18 protein-coding genes are annotated in these 17,456 nt (G+C 70.4%); 7 read left to right on the forward strand and 11 right to left on the reverse strand.

The genetic code is table 11. From position 1 onward, the window contains the following. Positions 1-14 precede the first annotated feature (14 nt). The 7 genes from OHT21_RS27000 to OHT21_RS27030 form a co-directional block, all read right to left on the reverse strand. Positions 15-779 (reverse strand): class I SAM-dependent methyltransferase, encoded by a 765-nt coding sequence (locus OHT21_RS27000; RefSeq protein WP_328770902.1) that lies wholly within the window; start codon positions 777-779, stop codon positions 15-17. 159 nt (positions 780-938) lie between these two features. Further along, a complete protein-coding gene (locus tag OHT21_RS27005; protein WP_328770903.1) occupies positions 939-2,327 on the reverse strand; it encodes a diacylglycerol/lipid kinase family protein in 1,389 nt (462 codons plus the stop codon). 21 nt (positions 2,328-2,348) lie between these two features. Further along, a complete protein-coding gene (locus OHT21_RS27010) occupies positions 2,349-2,816 on the reverse strand; it encodes a DUF7144 family membrane protein (RefSeq protein WP_328770904.1) in 468 nt (155 codons plus the stop codon). Between the two features lie 30 nt (positions 2,817-2,846). Continuing rightward, positions 2,847-3,314, reverse strand: coding sequence for an SHOCT domain-containing protein (locus tag OHT21_RS27015; RefSeq protein WP_328770905.1), 468 nt, complete (start codon positions 3,312-3,314; stop codon positions 2,847-2,849). A 143-nt stretch (positions 3,315-3,457) separates the two neighbouring features. Continuing rightward, positions 3,458-4,321, reverse strand: coding sequence for a YhjD/YihY/BrkB family envelope integrity protein (locus OHT21_RS27020; RefSeq protein WP_328770906.1), 864 nt, complete (start codon positions 4,319-4,321; stop codon positions 3,458-3,460). 3 nt (positions 4,322-4,324) lie between these two features. Continuing rightward, entirely contained in the window at positions 4,325-5,674 is a 1,350-nt protein-coding gene (locus OHT21_RS27025; RefSeq protein WP_328770907.1) for a hypothetical protein, read from the reverse strand. A 115-nt stretch (positions 5,675-5,789) separates the two neighbouring features. After that, positions 5,790-6,449 carry an HdeD family acid-resistance protein gene (locus OHT21_RS27030; RefSeq protein WP_328770908.1) on the reverse strand — a complete coding sequence of 220 codons (660 nt, stop codon included), beginning with the start codon at positions 6,447-6,449 and terminating at the stop codon, positions 5,790-5,792. 325 nt (positions 6,450-6,774) lie between these two features. Here OHT21_RS27030 and OHT21_RS27035 point away from each other — a divergent pair, with 325 nt between their 5' ends. Both OHT21_RS27035 and OHT21_RS27040 read left to right on the forward strand, forming a co-directional pair. Next, positions 6,775-7,422, forward strand: a complete 648-nt coding sequence (locus OHT21_RS27035) for a potassium channel family protein (RefSeq protein WP_328770909.1) — start codon at positions 6,775-6,777, stop codon at positions 7,420-7,422. Further along, the gene (locus OHT21_RS27040) at positions 7,419-8,840 is read left to right on the forward strand and encodes a DUF2252 domain-containing protein (RefSeq protein WP_328770910.1); all 1,422 of its coding nucleotides are present in this window, start codon (positions 7,419-7,421) and stop codon (positions 8,838-8,840) included. The genes OHT21_RS27035 and OHT21_RS27040 overlap by 4 nt, the downstream gene beginning before the upstream one ends. Positions 8,841-8,949: 109 nt before the next feature. Here OHT21_RS27040 and OHT21_RS27045 read toward each other — a convergent pair whose 3' ends face one another. The 4 genes from OHT21_RS27045 to OHT21_RS27060 form a co-directional block, all read right to left on the reverse strand. Then, a complete protein-coding gene (locus OHT21_RS27045; RefSeq protein ID WP_031116763.1) occupies positions 8,950-9,147 on the reverse strand; it encodes a hypothetical protein in 198 nt (65 codons plus the stop codon). Between the two features lie 163 nt (positions 9,148-9,310). Next, on the reverse strand, positions 9,311-9,838 hold the full coding sequence (locus OHT21_RS27050) for a hypothetical protein (RefSeq protein WP_328770911.1): 528 nt from the start codon (positions 9,836-9,838) through the stop codon (positions 9,311-9,313). Positions 9,839-9,856: 18 nt separating this feature from the next. Then, on the reverse strand, positions 9,857-11,485 hold the full coding sequence (locus OHT21_RS27055) for an MFS transporter (RefSeq protein ID WP_328770912.1): 1,629 nt from the start codon (positions 11,483-11,485) through the stop codon (positions 9,857-9,859). 241 nt (positions 11,486-11,726) lie between these two features. Then, positions 11,727-12,386: a hypothetical protein gene (locus OHT21_RS27060; protein ID WP_328770913.1), complete on the reverse strand. Its 660-nt coding sequence runs from the start codon at positions 12,384-12,386 to the stop codon at positions 11,727-11,729. Positions 12,387-12,533: 147 nt separating this feature from the next. Here OHT21_RS27060 and hemL point away from each other — a divergent pair, with 147 nt between their 5' ends. The 5 genes from hemL to OHT21_RS27085 all read left to right on the forward strand — a co-directional run bounded on the left by hemL (position 12,534) and on the right by OHT21_RS27085 (position 17,454). Continuing rightward, the gene (gene hemL / locus OHT21_RS27065) at positions 12,534-13,850 is read left to right on the forward strand and encodes a glutamate-1-semialdehyde 2,1-aminomutase (RefSeq protein ID WP_328770914.1); all 1,317 of its coding nucleotides are present in this window, start codon (positions 12,534-12,536) and stop codon (positions 13,848-13,850) included. Continuing rightward, positions 13,847-14,521, forward strand: coding sequence for a histidine phosphatase family protein (locus OHT21_RS27070; RefSeq protein WP_328770915.1), 675 nt, complete (start codon positions 13,847-13,849; stop codon positions 14,519-14,521). The genes hemL and OHT21_RS27070 overlap by 4 nt, the downstream gene beginning before the upstream one ends. 158 nt (positions 14,522-14,679) lie before the next feature. Then, positions 14,680-15,975, forward strand: a complete 1,296-nt coding sequence (locus tag OHT21_RS27075) for a hypothetical protein (RefSeq protein WP_328770916.1) — start codon at positions 14,680-14,682, stop codon at positions 15,973-15,975. A 66-nt stretch (positions 15,976-16,041) separates the two neighbouring features. After that, on the forward strand, positions 16,042-16,683 hold the full coding sequence (locus OHT21_RS27080; protein ID WP_328770917.1) for a TlpA family protein disulfide reductase: 642 nt from the start codon (positions 16,042-16,044) through the stop codon (positions 16,681-16,683). Between the two features lie 6 nt (positions 16,684-16,689). Beyond that, entirely contained in the window at positions 16,690-17,454 is a 765-nt protein-coding gene (locus tag OHT21_RS27085) for a cytochrome c biogenesis CcdA family protein (RefSeq protein WP_328770918.1), read from the forward strand. Positions 17,455-17,456 lie beyond the last annotated feature (2 nt).

Consider the following 17,456-nt stretch of genomic DNA (forward strand, 5'->3'; position numbering starts at 1 on the left):
GGTGCGCACGCTTCCTAGGGCATTCCGGGAGGGACGGGCCCTGCGGTACCGCGCCGTGTCACGAACACGAACTCCCTGCCCGGCCGGTCGGGTGCGTCGCGTACGTCCTCGACGACGAAGCCGTGCTCGTGCAAGTCCCGCTCGATCTCCGCACGTTCGCGGAAGCGCAGTGTCGATTCCGAGGTCAGTACGTCCCCGTCCGCAGCGAACACGTGCGTACCCCGGAAGCTCACCAGCGGCAGGCTCACGTCCGTCAGCTCGGCCCAGGTCTCGACGTGGCCGACGCCCGGGATGTCCGTCACGCGGTACGTGGTCTCGCGCGTCCACTCCGCCCACTCCTCCCACACGCGCTGCGCCGGATCGCGCGTCTCGAAGACAAGCCGCCCGCCGGGCCGCAGCGCCTCGTACGCGCCGCGCAGCGTCGTACGCCACGCCTGCGGATCGGCGATCGCCTGGGCGACGTTCCCGGTCATCGTCACCAGGTCGACCTGCATGGGCGGCAGGTCCCCCGCGTCGCCGTCGAGCCAGCGCACCCGCTCCGCGCCCGGCTTGCCACGCGCGACGTCGACGGACGCCCGCGCGGGATCGATCCCGGTGACCGTAATCCCGCGCTCGGCGAGCAGCAGCGCGAACACGCCCGTACCGCACCCGATGTCCAGCACGGACCGCGCCCCGAACTCCTCCGCCATCGCGAGATACGCGTCGAGATCGCTGCGGTCCGGATCGAGCGGGTCGTAGATGGCGGCGAGGCGCGGATGCCCGAAAGTTGCGTCAACCATGGAGGCGAACGTATGTGGCCCCGAGCCCGCGCGGCCACTACATTTTCGGGTTACGGCGCCAAGCGGGCGCGGCGAAGTGCGCCGCTGATCCCGGCGCCCTTATCGGGCACGGCCGTACCGCAGCGAACCTCGGCCAGGCCGCTTAGCGTCACGCCTACATCAGCAGCGAGGCGAGGGTGACGGCCGTTCTTCCCGGCCCGGGAACAGACGGCCCAGCGCCAGCCGTGCCACGCGCGGCCAGTCGGCCGCCGTCCCGCCCGCCTGTGGCGTGCCGGGGCGACGGCGTGGCACGCGGACCCGGAGTGCCCCGGGCGCGCTGCGGCACACGACGGGTGACGGCAGAACGACGTGTTCCCCGTCGATGCCGACCGGGAGGGCGTCCGTGTCGGCTTCGACGACGACTTCCCCGGCGCTCAGCCGGATGAGCCCCCCGGAGCGCGGACCGCGCACCATGCGCGCCGCCTGGGCGGTGCCGGCGACCCGCACGCACACCACGCCGAGGAGCCCCGAGTCCAGCCGCTCCCTGCGCCCCGGATGCGCCGCGTCGACGGCACGGCCGTAGGGATTGTTGCTGACGAGCAGCGCCTGAAGTCCATCGACGTATGTCTGGTCGGCCCGCGCCCGCAGCCTGGGCGCGTCCTCGCCGGTGAGGAGGCCGGGAAGGGTGCGCAGGGTCGTGCGGGCTTTGGCGTCCCGGTACGCGGGGTCGGTGACGACGGACGCGTACGTGCCGAACGAGGCGTTGTTGACGAAGACGCGGTCCGCGGCGTACCCGAGGTCGATGCGGAGTTCGACGCCGTGGGTCAGAGCTTCCAGGGCGGCCGCCGGATCGTCACGGTCTAGGCCGAGATCGAGGGCGAAGTGGTTGCGCGTACCGGCGGGAATCACCACGAAGGGAAGGTCGTGGTGCGCGGCGACCTCGGCCACCAGCGCCTGGGTGCCGTCGCCGCCCGCCACCGCCAGCAGATCGGCTCCCTCGGTGACGGCCTGCCGGGCCAGCTCGGTGACGTCCTGGTGCCGGCCCACGTCGAGCAGGACGACACGGCAGCCCGCCGCCCGGGCCTTCTCCACCAGATCGAAACGACCCACCTTGCCGCCGCCGGAGCGCGGATTCATGAGGACCCAGGGGGCGCGGGGCGCCTCGGTGACAGCCTGTTCGGAGGCGGTGTGACCAGGTGCCAGGGCCGTACGTGCCGCCGTGACGGCCAGCAGCCACAGGGCCAGGGACACCAAGGCCGGCCCCAGCATGCCGTACGTGGCAAACAGGGCGAGGACAGCGAGCGGCGCGGCCAGCGACAGGGCCGCGCCCAGGGCACGCAGCCCACCGGTGTGCGCCAGGGTCCACCACACCCCGACGGCGGCGAGCGCCAGTCCGGCGATGCCGACCAGGGCCCACAGCACGCTCCGCAGACCGGCGGCGACGAGCGGCACCAGGATGCTGCCCAGCAGGGCGAGCACGGCGAGACGAGCCCGTCCGGCGCTGTCTTCGCGTACGGCCGCGGCACCTGCCTCTCCAGCCCCCCTCGTGTTCCCGCCGTGTCGTCCCACCGTCGGCCCTTCTCCTCTGCCTCACACCTTGTGCGGCGGGCGCTCCTCGGACAGTGGGCGCTCCTCGGACAGATCGAAGAGGTTGTCGCGCTGGACCACACACAGGGCCCAGATGATGAAGCCCGAGAGCGCGATCATCACGATCGACCACACCGGGTAGTACGGCAGGGAGAGGAAGTTGGCGATGATGACGAGTCCGGCGATGGCCACGCCGGCGACACGCCCCCACACCGAGACCTTGAGCAGCCCGACGCTGACGATCACGGCGACCGCGCCCAGAGCGAGGTGGACCCAGCCCCAGCCGGTCAGGTCGAACTCGAACACGTACTGGCGCGTCGTGACGAAGATGTCGTCCTCGGCGATGGCCATGATGCCCCGGAAGATGTCGAGCAGGCCGACGAGGAAGAGCATCACGGCCGCGAAGACCGTCAGGCCGGTTGCCCATTCCTGCTTGGCCGTAGGTTCCGGCCGGGTGTGTGTTGCGGTCATCTTGCGCCTCGATTCGTGGTGTGCGGATGCTCAGCGACCGGGGGTGCGGGCGGTGGAGCCGGCGTGCTCCGCCGGGCCGTGGCCGGTCAGGACCAGTTCCTTGGCCCTGCGGAACTCCTCGTCGGTGATGTCGCCGCGTGCGCGGATCTCGGACAGCTTGGCGAGTTCGTCGGCGCTGCTGGGTCGGCCCGTGCCGCCTGCGGCCTCCCTGATGTGGGCGTCGAAGGCTTCCTGCTGTGCTCGGGCCTGCGCTATTTCGCGGCGGCCCATGTTCTTGCCGCGGGCGATCACGTAGACGAAGACGCCCAGGAAGGGCAGCAGGATGGTGAGCACCAGCCAGCCGGCTTTCGCCCACCCGCTCATCGCGTCGTCGCGGAAGATGTCGACGACGACGCGGAAGAGCAGGATGAACCACATGATCCACAGGAAGAACAGGAGCATGCTCCAGAAGATGCTCAGCAAGGGGTAGTCGTACGCCAGGTACGTCTGCGCGCTCATGTCTCGTCTCCGTCCCGGGCGCTCGCCCGGCCGCCGTTGTGTGCTGTCTTCAGCGTGGGCATGGCCAGGGCCGGTTGGCCTCACCCGACGCGGGTGAGCCTGCGGGCGGCCCGGCACTTGATGGATGCGCTCCTGCGGTGGGATCAGGGTTCGGCCCGCGTACGGCGGGGGACGGCGGCTGTCCGGTACCAGTCGGAGGAGGCGACGTACTGGCCGAGGGCGAGGCCCGAGACGGCCACCAGGAACACGGCGATCAACCAGGAGAGGAACGTGAAGACGGGCCCCAGCGGGCCGAACTCCTGCAGACTGCGCTCCATGGCCGTGGGCACGAACAGGCCGGCGGCCCAGCTCAGCCCGACCGTGCCCGTGCCCGCGAGCAGCGCTCCCGGCAGCAGGTTCCGCCAGCCGATCCTGCCGCCCAGCAACAGATGCTGGGACCACCACCACAGCAGCGTCGCCGACAGCAGGGACAGCATCCCTCCGATCACCGCGCCGCCGCCGAACCCGCTGCGCAGCGGTGCCTGGATCAGGAGGACGCCCAGCCAGACGAGCAGCCAGAGCAGCCAGCGCCAGACCGCGGCCCGCACCGGTGTCCGGGGCAGGTGCCAGCACCGTTCGCAGACCGCCTGAAGCGCCCGGCTGAAGGCCGTGGCGGACACGAGGGTCACCACCACGCCCACAGCTCCGACGGCGTCCCGTGGTGTGCCGGTGGCGGTGAAGGCACGGCGTACCTCGTCGAGCGTGTCGCCGCGCACCCCCAGAACCGCACGGAGGGAGTCGCTCAGTAGGTCCTGCACCCCTTGGGGGGCGAACGCCGCGACGGTCATCAGCAGCGGGAGCGCGGTGATGAAGGCCTGCGCGGCCAGCCTCACGGAGCCCTCCACGACGTTGAGCGCCGACAGGCGGGGAAGCAGCCGGGCCATCGGACCGGACCGCAGGCTCGCCAGGGCCCGCTCCACCGCCGTGCGCCTGCGGGACGCCGGGGCGGGGCGGGATTTTCTCGCCATGGCTCACGGGACCGCCGCCCGGTCCTCATGCCCGGCGGTCGGGCCCGCGGCGGCCGCGAGGATCGCCACCACGACGATGACAGCCAGGGCGATGCCCAGAACGAGCGCCACCGCTCCGACCGTGGGGTGGTTCCAGAGCACCAGCGCCAGCGCTCCGGCCGCGATGACGCCACCGGTGGTCCATGCCCGGTGGTCCGTCAGCCAGCGTCCGGTGGCCCCGGTGCGCACTCCGGCACGGCGCAGCCCCCGGCCGGCGGCCGTCGTGCCCCTGACCGCCGCGGTGCGGACGGCGCGGGCGGGACGCCCGGGACCGTACAGGTACGCCACCAGTGCCGTGACCACCGCGACGACCAGCAGCGTGCGCGTGCTGTCGCGCAGGAACCGGACGAACGTGTCGTAGATCGCCGCCGCCGCGTCGGTGGGCAGCGTCGTGGGCGGGACCGAGTCCAGATAGACCCGTCGGACCACGGCCAGTGCGACGAGCAGCACGACCATCATCACGCCGGCACCCGTCGCGGTGATCATCAGCATCACCCGGTGTGCCGGAGCGGTCCACACGGCGAGCGCGGCGAGCACGACGGTCAGGACGGGCAGCCAGGTGCCGAGGATGTCCAGCAGCCGCATCGCGTCCTGCGCCTTGCCCAGTTCCTCGGTGTGGAACAGCGTGATCGTCCTGTCCGTGTCCGGGATGGCGGCCGCCTTGTCGAAGCCCGCGTCGACGAGCCGTTCCCGAACCTCGTCGACGACATCTCCCACGTTCAGCTGGACGGTGTCGCCCTCGGCGCGCACGGCACCCTCGCGCTCTCCGGTGAGCATGTTCACCACGGCGGCGTGCGAGCGCCGGTTGGCGCCCTCCCATACCTGCTGGAAGGCGTCGCTGGTGATCACGCGGGTGACGGTGCGGTCCACGACGGTCCTGACCGCGTTGCGCAGCGGACCCTCGAGGGACTCGGCCCCCTCCACGACACGGGGGGACGCCCCGGCGTCCTGGAGGGCCCTGACGAGCGAGTCCGTCACCGCCGCGACGTCCACGTTGGCCACCACGCGGTCCGTGAGCCGGTTGATCACGACCTCCTGCACGGGCGGCTCGGACGCCAGCGGCGCGACGGTCTCCACGTACCTGTCGGTGTCGGAGACCGTGTCCTGGACCCAGGCCGCGACCACGGCCAGGGGAGCGAGCAGCAGGGCCAGCAGGAGGAGGACGATGGAGCCGGCCCGGCGTACCCGTCGGTGGCGCACCGCCGCGTGCCGGCGCAGTCGCTCGTATTCCGCTCGCTCCTCGGCGGTCATGACGTGTTTCTGGTGCGCGGCTCCGCCGGAGTCCGGCGAATCCGGCGTCGCGGCCGGGTTCATGGGTGCTCCTTTCCGTGTGCGCCGCTCCGGCCGTGACGGTCGCCGCTCGGGATGACGGTGTGGAGGGGAGCGACCGGGTCCGCTGCGTCTGCCGCGGCGGGTGCGGTGTGCGGTGTCAGGCCGTCTCGGCGGGGGCGGGCGGCCCCGTGGTGTGCGTCTTTCGGAGCGCGGCCCGCCACGCGAGGGCGACCACCGCCTCGGCCAGGCCGAGCAGGACGAGCCACAGGCCGAGCAGCCGGGTCAGGGCGCGGGCAGACTCGGCCGGCAGGGCGAGCACCACGATCCCCGCGACGATGCCGAGCACCGCGGCGCCCAGGACGACCCCGCGGTGCGGCAGGTCCTTGGTGGCGAGGGCCGCGTAGAGGGTGAGGATGCCGGACACCAGCCAGACGACCCCGACGATCAGTGAGAGCGCGGCGATCGTCTGCAGCGGGTTCCGCAGGCACAGCACCCCGGCCAGGACGTACAGCACGGCCAGGAGCAGCCCCGGGAGCCGTTCGTGCCCCTCCCTCGCGAAGACGGCAACGAACCGGAACGCCCCCGTCACCAGCAGGTACAGGCCGATGAGGACCGCCAGCACATGCAGGGTTCCCTCCGGCCAGACCAGTACCAGGACGCCCGGCACCAGCGTCGCGACGGCCGAGCCCAAGAGCCAGGTCCATGAACGGCCGAGCCGCCCCAGTGCCTGCGCGGGGTCGTCCAGCGGGCCGGGGGCAGCCCCGTCGGGCTCGTGTTCCTGTCCGGTTTTCGATGCCGGACCGTGCGGCATGGTCATGGCTCCTCCACGCGTGATCGAGTGGTCGCCTCCGGACCGCCGGCGGGGCGGAGTGTGACGGGGCGGTGTGCGAGGACCTGACCGCTCCAGGCTCACGCCTGTCACCGGGTGCCGGGGTCACCCACCACGGGTGATCCGGCGATGCCTCCGTGGCGGTGAGGTGGGAATCCCCCGGAGCCCGGCCCCCGGCCCCAGGCTCCAGGCCCGCCCGGAGCCCGGCCCCCGGCCCGCCCGGCCCCGGCCCCCGGCTCCAGGCCCGCCCGGAGCCCGGAGCCCGGAGCCCGGCCCATCGGCCTTCCGGCCGAACGGAACGAAGAGACACGAGATGAGCGATCCGCGCACCGACCGGACGGACCGCGCCCGGTCCGGGCCGGCCGCCGCCCACCGGCGGCGCCTTCGGCTCCGCCCCCGCCGGTGGGCGGCGGTCGTCGCCGTCGCCCGAGCCGTGCTCATCGCCGTCGGTCTCGTCACCGCCTACTACCTGCTGCCCCTGGACGAGCGCGGTACGGCCGGTGCGTCTGTGCTGCTCGTGTGCGGTCTGGTGGCGGTGCTGCTGGTGTTCGGGTGGGAGGTGCGGGCCATCGCGCGCTCACCCCACCCGCGCCTGAAGGCCGTCGAGGCCCTGGCCGCCACGCTGGCGCTGTTCCTGGTCCTCTTCGCCGGCGCCTACTACCTGCTGGAGCGCTCCACCCCGGGCTCCTTCAGCGAGCCGATGACCAGAACGGACGCCTTGTACTTCACTCTTACCACCTTCAGCACCGTCGGCTACGGGGACATCACGGCACGCTCCCAGACCGGGCGCGTGCTGACGATGCTGCAGATGGCGGGAGGGCTGCTGCTCGTGGGCGTCGCCGCACGGGTGCTGGCGAGCGCGGTCCAGGCGGGGCTGCGCCGGCAGCGCCGAGAACCGTCGGCTCAGCCGCGTTCCGGTACCGACGCCGGGACGCCGCCGGACCGGGAGGCCGGACCATGACCGTACCCAGCGCTTTCACCGCGTCCCTGTCGCCGGCCGAGCGAGCGGCGTACGGCAGGAACGCGCGCAGGCGGGCGTCGCGCTCGTGTCACGGCTGGTACGAGACGGCGCAGCGGCGACCGGACCCGATCGAGGTGATTGAGCGTCAGTCGGCGGATCGTGTACCGGAGTTGGTGCCGATCCGCTACGGCCGCATGCTCGAGTCGCCGTTCCGCTTCTACCGGGGAGCGGCCGCGATCATGGCAGCTGACCTGGCGCCCCTCCCCAACACCGGACTCCAGGTACAGCTCTGCGGGGACGCCCACCCCCTGAACTTCCGGCTGCTCGCCTCGCCGGAGCGCCGTCTGGTCTTCGACATCAACGACTTCGACGAGACGCTGCCCGGGCCGTTCGAATGGGACGTCAAGCGGCTGGCGGCCGGTTTCGCGACGGCGGCCCGCGCGAACGGCTTCTCGCTCAAGGAACAGAACAGCACGGTGCGGGGCTGCGTGGAGGCGTACCGGGAGCGGATGCGCGAGTTCGCCGGCATGCGCACCCTGGACATCTGGTACGCCCAGGACGACGCCGACCGGCTGCGGGAATTGCTGGCGTCGTCGAACGACAAGTCACTGGACAGGGAGGCCAGGCGTCGTACGGCCGAGGCCACGGCGCGGGCCCGCACGCGGACGCACCTGAAGGCCTTCGAGAAGCTCACCCGCGTCACAGCCGAGGGCCGGCGCATCGCACCGGACCCACCGCTGATCACGCCGCTCGATCAGCTGTCGGCCGACCCGTCCGAAGCCGGGCGGGAGAAGGAGCTGCAGACCCTTCTGGACGGGTACGCACGGACCCTGCCGTCCGAACGCCGGCACCTGTTGCGTCACTACCACCTGGTGGACATGGCCCGGAAGGTGGTGGGCGTCGGCAGTGTCGGTACGCGCTGCTGGGTGCTGCTCCTGCTCGGCAGGGACGACGACGATCCCCTGCTGCTGCAGGCCAAGGAGGCCCAGGAGTCGGTGCTGGCCGCCCACACGGGCGGTGAGCGCTACGACAACCAGGGCCGCCGGGTGGTGGCCGGACAGCGCCTGATGCAGACCACCGGCGACATCTTCCTGGGCTGGACGCATGTCGTGGGCCTCGACGGGCAGGGCCGGGATTTCTACGTGCGCCAGCTGTGGGACTGGAAGGGCATCGCACGGCCGGAGACCATGGGGCCGCGCCTGCTCGCCCTCTTCGGCCGGCTGTGCGGGGCATCCCTGGCACGGGCCCACGCCCGCTCGGGCGATCCCCTCGCCCTCGCCGCCTACCTGGGCGGCAGCGACCGCTTCGACCGCGCGCTCACCGGGTTCGCCCAGTCCTACGCCGACCAGAACGAGCGGGACTCGGAGGCGCTGGAAGCCGCCTGCCGCTCCGGTCGGATCAGGGCGGAGCGGCTCTGAGGACGCATGCCCGGTCACCACGCGAGATCGCTACGGTTCGCCGTCCAGCGGGCCGGCCGGATGCTCATGGCGCTCCGAGCGATCCGGTATCGCACACCGCCCGGTCCTGTCACTCCGGCACCTGCCGCATCTCCAAGACGCGCAGTCCCAGTGACTGGCAGCGCGCCAGCAGCCCGTACAGGTGCGCCTCGTCCACGACAGGGCCGAACAGGACGGTCTGGCCGGACATCACCACGTGGCCCAGCTCCGGGAAGGCTTTGGCCAGCGTTTCCGACAGGTGGCCTTCGACTCGGATCTCGTAGCGCACGAGCTGTCCTCCCCTCGACTGCCTGGGACAGGCGGACGGCGCCCTTCCCTGCGATCGTCCGCTTCCTCGCTCCTTCGGGCCTCACCCGGTACAGGTGACCGCCGCCCGGCGACGGACGCCACAGATCAAGACGGACGCCACAGATCAAGACGGACGCCACAGATCAATGCGTCAGAACGATCTTGAAGGAGATGATCAGCAGACCGAGCAACAGGTTGACCGATGCGGTGGCGGCCACAAGCCGCCGCGAAGCACCGGCGCGGCGTGCCGCGGCCACGGACCAGCCCACCTGCCCGGCCACGGAGACGGAGAGAGCCAGCCAGAGGGCACCTTGCACGTCCAGGCCCAGGAGCGGGCTGACGGTGACCGCGGCGGCCGGCGGGACGGCGGCCTTGACGATCGGCCACTCGTCACGGCATACGTGCAGCACGACACGGCGGTCCAGAGCCTGTTGCGACAAGCGCGCCCCGAACAACTGGGCATGCACGTGCGCGATCCAGAACACCACGCCGGTGAGCAACAGCAGCAGCACCAGCTCGGTGCGCGGGAACTCGCCCAGGGAGCCGGCGCCGATCACCACGGAGGCCGCGAGCATGGATCCGTAGACGCCGCCCGTGTAGTCCGCGCGGGCCCGATGCTCGGCACGGCGCTCCCCGCGAGCCGTGGCCGGGACGATCCTGGTCCTGAACACCGGTGACTCCCTCCGGACTCAGCGCGTCGATCCGGTCGCCCCCGCCGCAGCATCGGTGTCCGGCTGCCGCGGACGGCTGTCCCGGGCGGTCGGCAGGTGCGGAGTGACCAGGAAACTGGCGAGAGCGATGCCGCCGGTGGCAAGGACCGCCGCCTTCAGACCGTCCAGCTGCGCGGAGGCGTAGGAGTCCGCGACGGCGTCGACCTCCGACGCTGGCAACCCGGCACGCTCGGCCGCCGAGCGCACCTGATTGGTGGAGACGAAGGTGACCCCCGCCTGGAGGGCGACACCGACTTCCTCACGGGTCTGTTCGGACAGCCGCGAATTGTCCGCCACCTGCGTCGTGAAGGCGTGGGCCAGCGCACCGATGAGGATCGACCCGATGAGCGCGGTGCCCAGCGCCGAGCCCAGGTTCTGTGCCGTGAACTGGAGTCCTCCGGCCTCACTGCGTTCCTCCTCGCCGACGCCGGACTGGACGACGTTGCCCAGCTGCGAGGCGAGCAGGCCGACGCCCACGCCCAGCAGGGCCATGGCTCCGGCGAACTGCGCGTCGTCGATGACCGGGTCGATGGTGGCCAGCAGCCACACGATGGCCGCGGCAAGGGTCACCAGGGCAAGCCGGACGACCCGGCGCGGCCCCCACACCCGTCCCAGCGAGGACGCGGAAAGGGAGGTCACCAGCATGGTGGCGGACACGGGGAGCAGGCGCAGCCCCGTCTCGAAGGCGTCGAATCCCTGGACCACCTGCAAGTACAGCGGGATCGTGAAGAACAGCCCCAGCAGGATGAGGTTCTGGCTCAGCAGCGTCATCAGGCCGGACCGCAGCACGGGTCTGCCCAGCAGGGACAGGTGCACGAGGGGGTCGGCACCTTGGTGCTCCCGCCGCCGCTCCCAGTGCCGGAAGAGGGCCAGGACGGCCGCCCCCGCGCCGACGACGAACAGCGTCGGTGCGAAGCCGAAGACGGTGAAGGGAGGGTTGCGGGGCTGCACCCATCCCCAGGTGCTGCTCTGCAGCACCCCGAGCACACCCAGTCCCAGTCCGGCCGCGGAGAGCACGGCACCGACGCCGTCCAGCCGGGGGCGCGGGCCGGTCGGGGCGGGCGTCGTGATCACCCGGCGGCACAGCAGGACGGCCAGGACGACCACGACCTCGCCGGCGAAGACCAGCCGCCAGGTGAGGTACGTCGTCACCCAGCCGCCCAGCAGCGGGCCGACCGCGATCCCGGCACCGGCGAGCCCGCCGATCACCGCGTAGGCGACGGCCCGGTCCTTCCCGCGATACGACTCCGCGACGAGGGCGGCCATGGCCGGCAGCACCATCGCGGCTCCCAGTCCCTCGATGACGGACCAGCCCAGTGTGAGGACCCACAGGGTGGGTGCCACGGCGGTCAGGGCCGACCCCACGCCGTAGACGACGAGACCCAGAAGGAACATACGGCGACGCCCCAGGATGTCCCCCAATCTGCCGCCGATGATCATGAACGCCGCCATGACCAGTGCGTACAGAGTGATGACGGCCTGGATGGCGGTGACCTCTGTGTCGAAGTCCTCGACCAGCTGACTGATGGACACGTTCATGACGGAGGTGTCCAGCACCATGAGGAACTGGGCCGTACCGAGGACGATCAGCGCCCGCCATTGCTTCACGGTGTCCACCTCGCCGAGTCGGCCGGTACGCACGCGGAGTCGGCCGGGCAGTGGCCGGCACACACTCCGCCGCTCCTGCCCATCGCACCCGAAGTACGCGCCTCGCGCCTCACCCGCCACGGGGGAAGGTCAGCGCCCCTGTGACGCCCCCCGGTGGGGAACGCGGGCGCCGAACCCTCTCACCGACGCACTGAAAAAGGCGAGGCCCGAAGACCCCGCCCGATATCAGTGAAACCCCAGGTCAGGGCCACACAAGGCAGTACGGCTGATGCCCCGCCTCATGCAACCGATGGCTGAAGTCCTGCCACTCGTGCAGCAGTTGGTACACGTTGAACGCGTCCCTCGGCCCGCCCCGGTCCGGGACCGTCGACCAGATGAAGGCTGCCGCGCCGACTGCCTCCTCGCCTATTCCGCGTAGGGGGTCTACGACCGTCATGGGGAGCTTGACTACGGCGTAGTCCGGGTGCAGGACTACGAGTTCGAGCGGCGGGACCTTGTTCAGCGGTACGCCCTCTATGCCGGTGAGGACCATCGCGGCCATCGTCTCCGGCTTGATCTTCGTGAACATGCCGTTCATGCCGAGCTCGTCGCCGCCGAGTTCCTCTGGGCGCATGGAGATGGGGACGCGAGCGGCTGTCGCGCCGTCCGGAGCCCCGAAGTATTTGTACGTCACCCCCACCCGGCCACCATTCCTGCTCCCTGCCCGTGGGGCGTCGAACCGACGGAGCCCGTTCAGCCCGTCGATCCGCTCGCCCGGCTCGGGCTCACTCTCCGTCTGCCGTACCTCGCGGGTTTCGCGTGTCTCGGCCGCCGCTTCCGCCTCGCGTCGGTGCCTTCCCCGCCGGGCACGGCGAGGACCGAGGTCATCGGTCCCCTCGCCCAGTCCGCCACCGCGATGCATATCTCCACCCGACTGCTTATCTAAGGTGCGCCATCCCCGCCACGCAACCCGATCATCATGTCAGTGACCTCCCCCGCGGTCGCGCGCCGAAACGTGCGTTGAAACACCTGTCCGCAGGATCTTCGAGGCCTCTGACACCATGGCTGTGTGAACTATCCGTACGAATACGACGCCCCAGTTTCTCATGCTCTTTTCAACCGTGCGGCGGCCGTCACACCCGGCGGCGTGAACTCTCCCGTGCGAGCGTTCCGCGCCGTGGGTGGTACGCCCCGGTTCATGGTGTCCGGCACCGGTCCGTACCTGACCGACGCCGACGGAAGGGAGTACGTGGACCTCGTCTGCTCCTGGGGGCCGATGATCCTCGGCCACTCCCACCCGGAGGTGATCGCGGCGGTCCAGGAGGCCGTCGCTCGCGGTACGTCCTTCGGTACGCCCGGTGAGGGCGAGGTCGCGCTCGCCGAGGAGATCGTCGCCCGGGTCGAGCCCGTCGCCCAGGTCCGGCTCGTCTCCAGCGGCACCGAGGCGACCATGTCCGCCATCCGTCTCGCCCGCGGCTACACCGGGCGAGCCAAGGTGATCAAGTTCGCCGGCTGCTATCACGGGCATGTGGACGCCCTGCTGGCCGCCGCGGGCAGCGGACTCGCCACGTTCGCGCTGCCCGACACCCCCGGCGTCACCGGTGCCCAGGCCGGGGACACCGTCGTCCTCCCGTACAACGATCTCGACGCCGTCCGCGAAGCCTTCCGCGCCCACCCCGGCCAGATCGCCTGCGTCATCACCGAGGCCTCGCCCGGGAATATGGGCGTCGTGCCGCCGGAGCCCGGCTTCAACCAGGGGCTCAAGGACGCCTGTGCGGAAAACGGTGCGCTGTACATCTCGGACGAGGTCATGACCGGGTTCCGGACCAGTAAGTCCGGATGGTTCGGGATTGATGGCGTACGTCCCGATCTCATGACCTTCGGCAAGGTCATGGGCGGCGGCTTCCCGGCCGCGGCCTTCGGTGGCCGCGCCGATGTCATGGCGCACCTCGCGCCCGCCGGGCCCGTCTACCAGGCGGGCACCCTCTCCGGGAACCCGGTCGCCACCGCCGCCGGGCTCGCCCAGCTGCGGCTCCTCGACGACGCGGCGTACGCCACGGTCGACGCGGTGTCCGAGCAGCTCCGTACGCTGGTGTCGGACGCGCTCACCAAGGAGGGCGTGGCGCACCGGGTGCAGAACGCCTCGAGTATGTTCTCCGTGTTCTTCACCGACCGCCCCGTCAGGAACTACGAGGACGCGAAGGCGCAGGAGTCGTACCGCTTCACCGCCTTCTTCCACTCGATGCTGGCGCAGGGCGTCTATCTGCCCCCGTCGTCCTTCGAGTCCTGGTTCGTCTCGACGGCGCACGACGAGCGGGCGGTCCAGCGGATCGCCGACGCCCTTCCGGCGGCGGCACGGGCAGCAGCGGAGGCCACGGCAGCATGAGTGACATCACCGTCGTACACGTGGTGCGGCACGGCGAGGTCGCCAACCCGGACGGGATTCTGTACGGGCGCCTGCCCGGCTACCACCTGTCCGAGCTCGGGCTGCGGATGGCCGAGCGGGTCGCCGAGCACCTCGCCCCCCGGGACATCACGCATGTCGTCTCCTCGCCGCTGGAGCGGGCGCGGGAGACGGCCTCCCCGATCGCCGAGCGGCACGGCCTCGACCTCGCGACCGACCGCCGGCTGATCGAGGCCGGCAACGTCTTCCAGGGCAAGACCTTCGGCGTCGGCGACGGCGCGCTGCGCCGGCCCGAGAACTGGAAGCATCTCTTCAACCCCTTCAAGCCGTCCTGGGGTGAGCCGTATCTGGAGCAGGTCGTACGGATGATGGGGGCGCTGGACGCCGCCAAGGACGCGGCCCGCGGACATGAAGCGGTGTGCGTCTCGCACCAGTTGCCGATCTGGATCGTGCGCTCTTACGTCGAGCGGCGCCGACTGTGGCACGACCCGCGCAAGCGGCAGTGCACCCTCGCCTCGCTGACGACCTTCACCTACCAGGACGACAAGATCGTCTCTGTCGGGTACTCCGAGCCCGCCCGGGATCTTGTACCTCCGCATCTGCTGGCGGGGGCGAAGCCGGTCAAGGGCAAAGACAAGGCTTTCGGCGCGTAGGCGACGGCTCATCGCGCCCTCTCGTTCCATTTCCTCTGTAACAAGTTCATCCCCGTCCCGCACGGTAATTGTGACGCGCTTTCCAGCAACCCCCATGTTCGTCGCGCCCTCTAATCCGGTGTCATCCGGCACGGAACAGCGCGACGAACGGGGCGGAAATGCGCCACATGACACGACGGGGAATGCTGGGACTCGGAGCCGGTGCTGCGGCGGCTGTGGGACTCGCGGGCTGCGGTACCGAATTGGGAAACGGTTTCGGCAGTGACAAAGGTTCCGAAAAAGACTCCGGCAAGGATAAGGGCAAAGGGAGCACCGACCGCCCCATAGGCGACGGCTCCACCGCCTACACCGGCAAGCAGCCCCACCAGCCCCCGAAGCCCGAACCCCTCGAACCCGGCCAGACACCGCCGCAGTTCGTGGTGTTCTCCTGGGACGGAGCCGGAGACGTCGGCAACGGACTCTTCGAGCGGTTCCTGAACCTCTCCAAAGAGCACGACGCACACATGACGTTCTTTCTCACCGGGCTGTATCTCCTGCCCGAGTCGAAAAAGCGCAAGTACCTTCCGCCGAACAATGCGCCGGGCGCCTCCGACATCGGATATCTGACCGACGACCACGTCAAGTCGACACTGAAGTACGTACGACAGGCCTGGCTCGACGGCCATGAGATCGGCACGCACTTCAACGGCCACTTCTGCGGCGGCACCGGCACCGTCGCCAACTGGACGCCCAAGCAATGGCGCAGCGAAATCGACCAGGCGAAATCCTTCGTCAAGGAATGGCGTACGAACACGGGCTGGGCCGATCTGCCCGCGCTGCCCTTCGACTACGAGAAGGAACTCATCGGCGGCCGCACGCCCTGTCTGCTCGGCCAGGAGAACCTGCTGCCCGCCGCCCGCGAACTCGGCTGGCGCTACGACGCCTCCTCGCCCGGCGGCCGCCAGCAATGGCCCGGAAAGAACCAGGGCCTGTGGGATCTGCCACTCCAGTCGATCCCGTTCCCCGGCCACACCTTCGAGGTCCTCTCGATGGACTACAACATCCTCGCCAACCAGTCCCTCAACTCCACCAAGGCCCCGCCCGCCAACTACCCGGGCTGGCGCAAGCAGGCAACCGGGGCGTACATCGCCGGATTCAAGCGGGCATACGAGACGAATCGCGCCCCCCTCTTCATCGGCAACCACTTCGAGGACTGGAACGGCGGCATCTACATGGACGCCGTTGAGGGAGCCCTGAAGCACATGGCCGGCAAGAAGGACGTACGACTCGTGTCTTTCCGGCAGTTCGTGGACTGGCTGGACGTACAGAAGCCGGAAGTGCTCGAGAAGCTTCGGGCGCTGGATGTCGGGCAGGAGCCGGTGGGTGGCTGGAACGCCTACCTCGGGGATGTCGCCGCGAGCCCCTCGAAGGGAGCCGAGAACGGGGCCGAGGAAGGGTCCGAAAACGCAGCCTGACGTGTGGGTTTCCACCCGTGAGGGGGGTGCGCAAGATCCCCGGAACGGACATGCGAAACTTTTCACATGAGTGCCGCAAGCCACGACCCCCAGCGCTCGAACCGCACCCGCCCGTCCAGTCGTACGCGTAGTCGCGCCGCCCTGTTCACCAGCGGGGCCGCCGTCGCGGCACTGGCGCTGACCGCATGCGGATCCGGGGGTACGTCCGGAGGGTCGGGCAACACCGGCTTCGTCACCGGCACCGACGGCATCGCCACCGTCGAGAAGGGCGAGCGGGCAGCAGCCCCCGAGCTCTCCGGCAAGACCATCGACGGCGGGCAACTCGATGTCGCCGACTACAAGGGCGACATCGTCGTCCTCAACGTCTGGGGCTCCTGGTGCGGCCCCTGCCGCCTGGAGGCCAAGAACTTCGTCAAGGTCTCCGAGGACCTCAAGGACCAAGGCGTACAGTTCGTCGGCATCAACACCCGCGACACCAGCACCAAACCCGCGGTGGCCTTCGAGAAGGAGTACGGGGTCACCTATCCCAGCCTGTACGACCCGACGGGCAAGCTCATGCTCCGCTTCGAAAAGGGCACGCTCAACCCGCAGGCGATCCCCTCCACGATCGTCGTCGACCGGGAGGGCAACATCGCCTCGCGCTCGCTGCAGCCGCTCAGCGAGGAAAAGCTCCGCAAGATGATCAAGCCGATCCTCGCGGAGAAGTGACCGCTCGTGTCTCTCCTCGCCGCAGCCACAGACAACAACACCACAATCCTCAGCGGGGCCCTGCTGCTCGCCCTGCCGGTCGCCATGTTCGGCGGCCTCGTGTCCTTCTTCTCGCCGTGCGTCCTGCCGCTCGTACCCGGCTACCTCTCGTACGTCACCGGAGTCACCGGCACCGACCTGGCCGAGGCACGGCGCGGGCGCATGGTTCTGGGCACCTCCCTCTTCGTGCTCGGCTTCACCGCCGTGTTCGTCTCCGGCGGGGCGCTCTTCGGCTACTTCGGCTCGACCCTGCTGGAGCACCAGAGCACCCTCTCCAAGGTGCTCGGCGGGCTCATGATCCTCATGGGCATCTTCTTCATGGGCCTGATGCCCTGGCTCACCCAGCGCGAATTCCGGATCCACAAGCGGCCGGTGACGGGACTGGTGGGCGCCCCCGTCCTCGGCGCGCTGTTCGGGATCGGCTGGACGCCCTGCATCGGCCCGACCCTCGCCTCCGTGCTGGCCCTCTCCTCCAACCAGGCGAGCGCGGGCCGCGGGGCCATACTGACCGTCGCGTACTGTCTCGGTCTCGGCGTGCCCTTCGTGCTCGCCGCGGTCGCCTTCCGTAAGGCGCTCGGTGCCTTCGGCTGGGTCAAGCGTCACTATGTCTGGGTGATGCGGATCGGCGGCACCATGATGATCCTGACCGGAGTGCTCCTGCTGACGGGCGCATGGGACCGCCTCGTGCAGGAGATGCAGGTCTGGTCCAACGGCTTCGTCGTAGGGGTCTGATC

This window comes from Streptomyces sp. NBC_00286 (genome assembly GCF_036173125.1).
Lineage (GTDB): Bacteria > Actinomycetota > Actinomycetes > Streptomycetales > Streptomycetaceae > Streptomyces.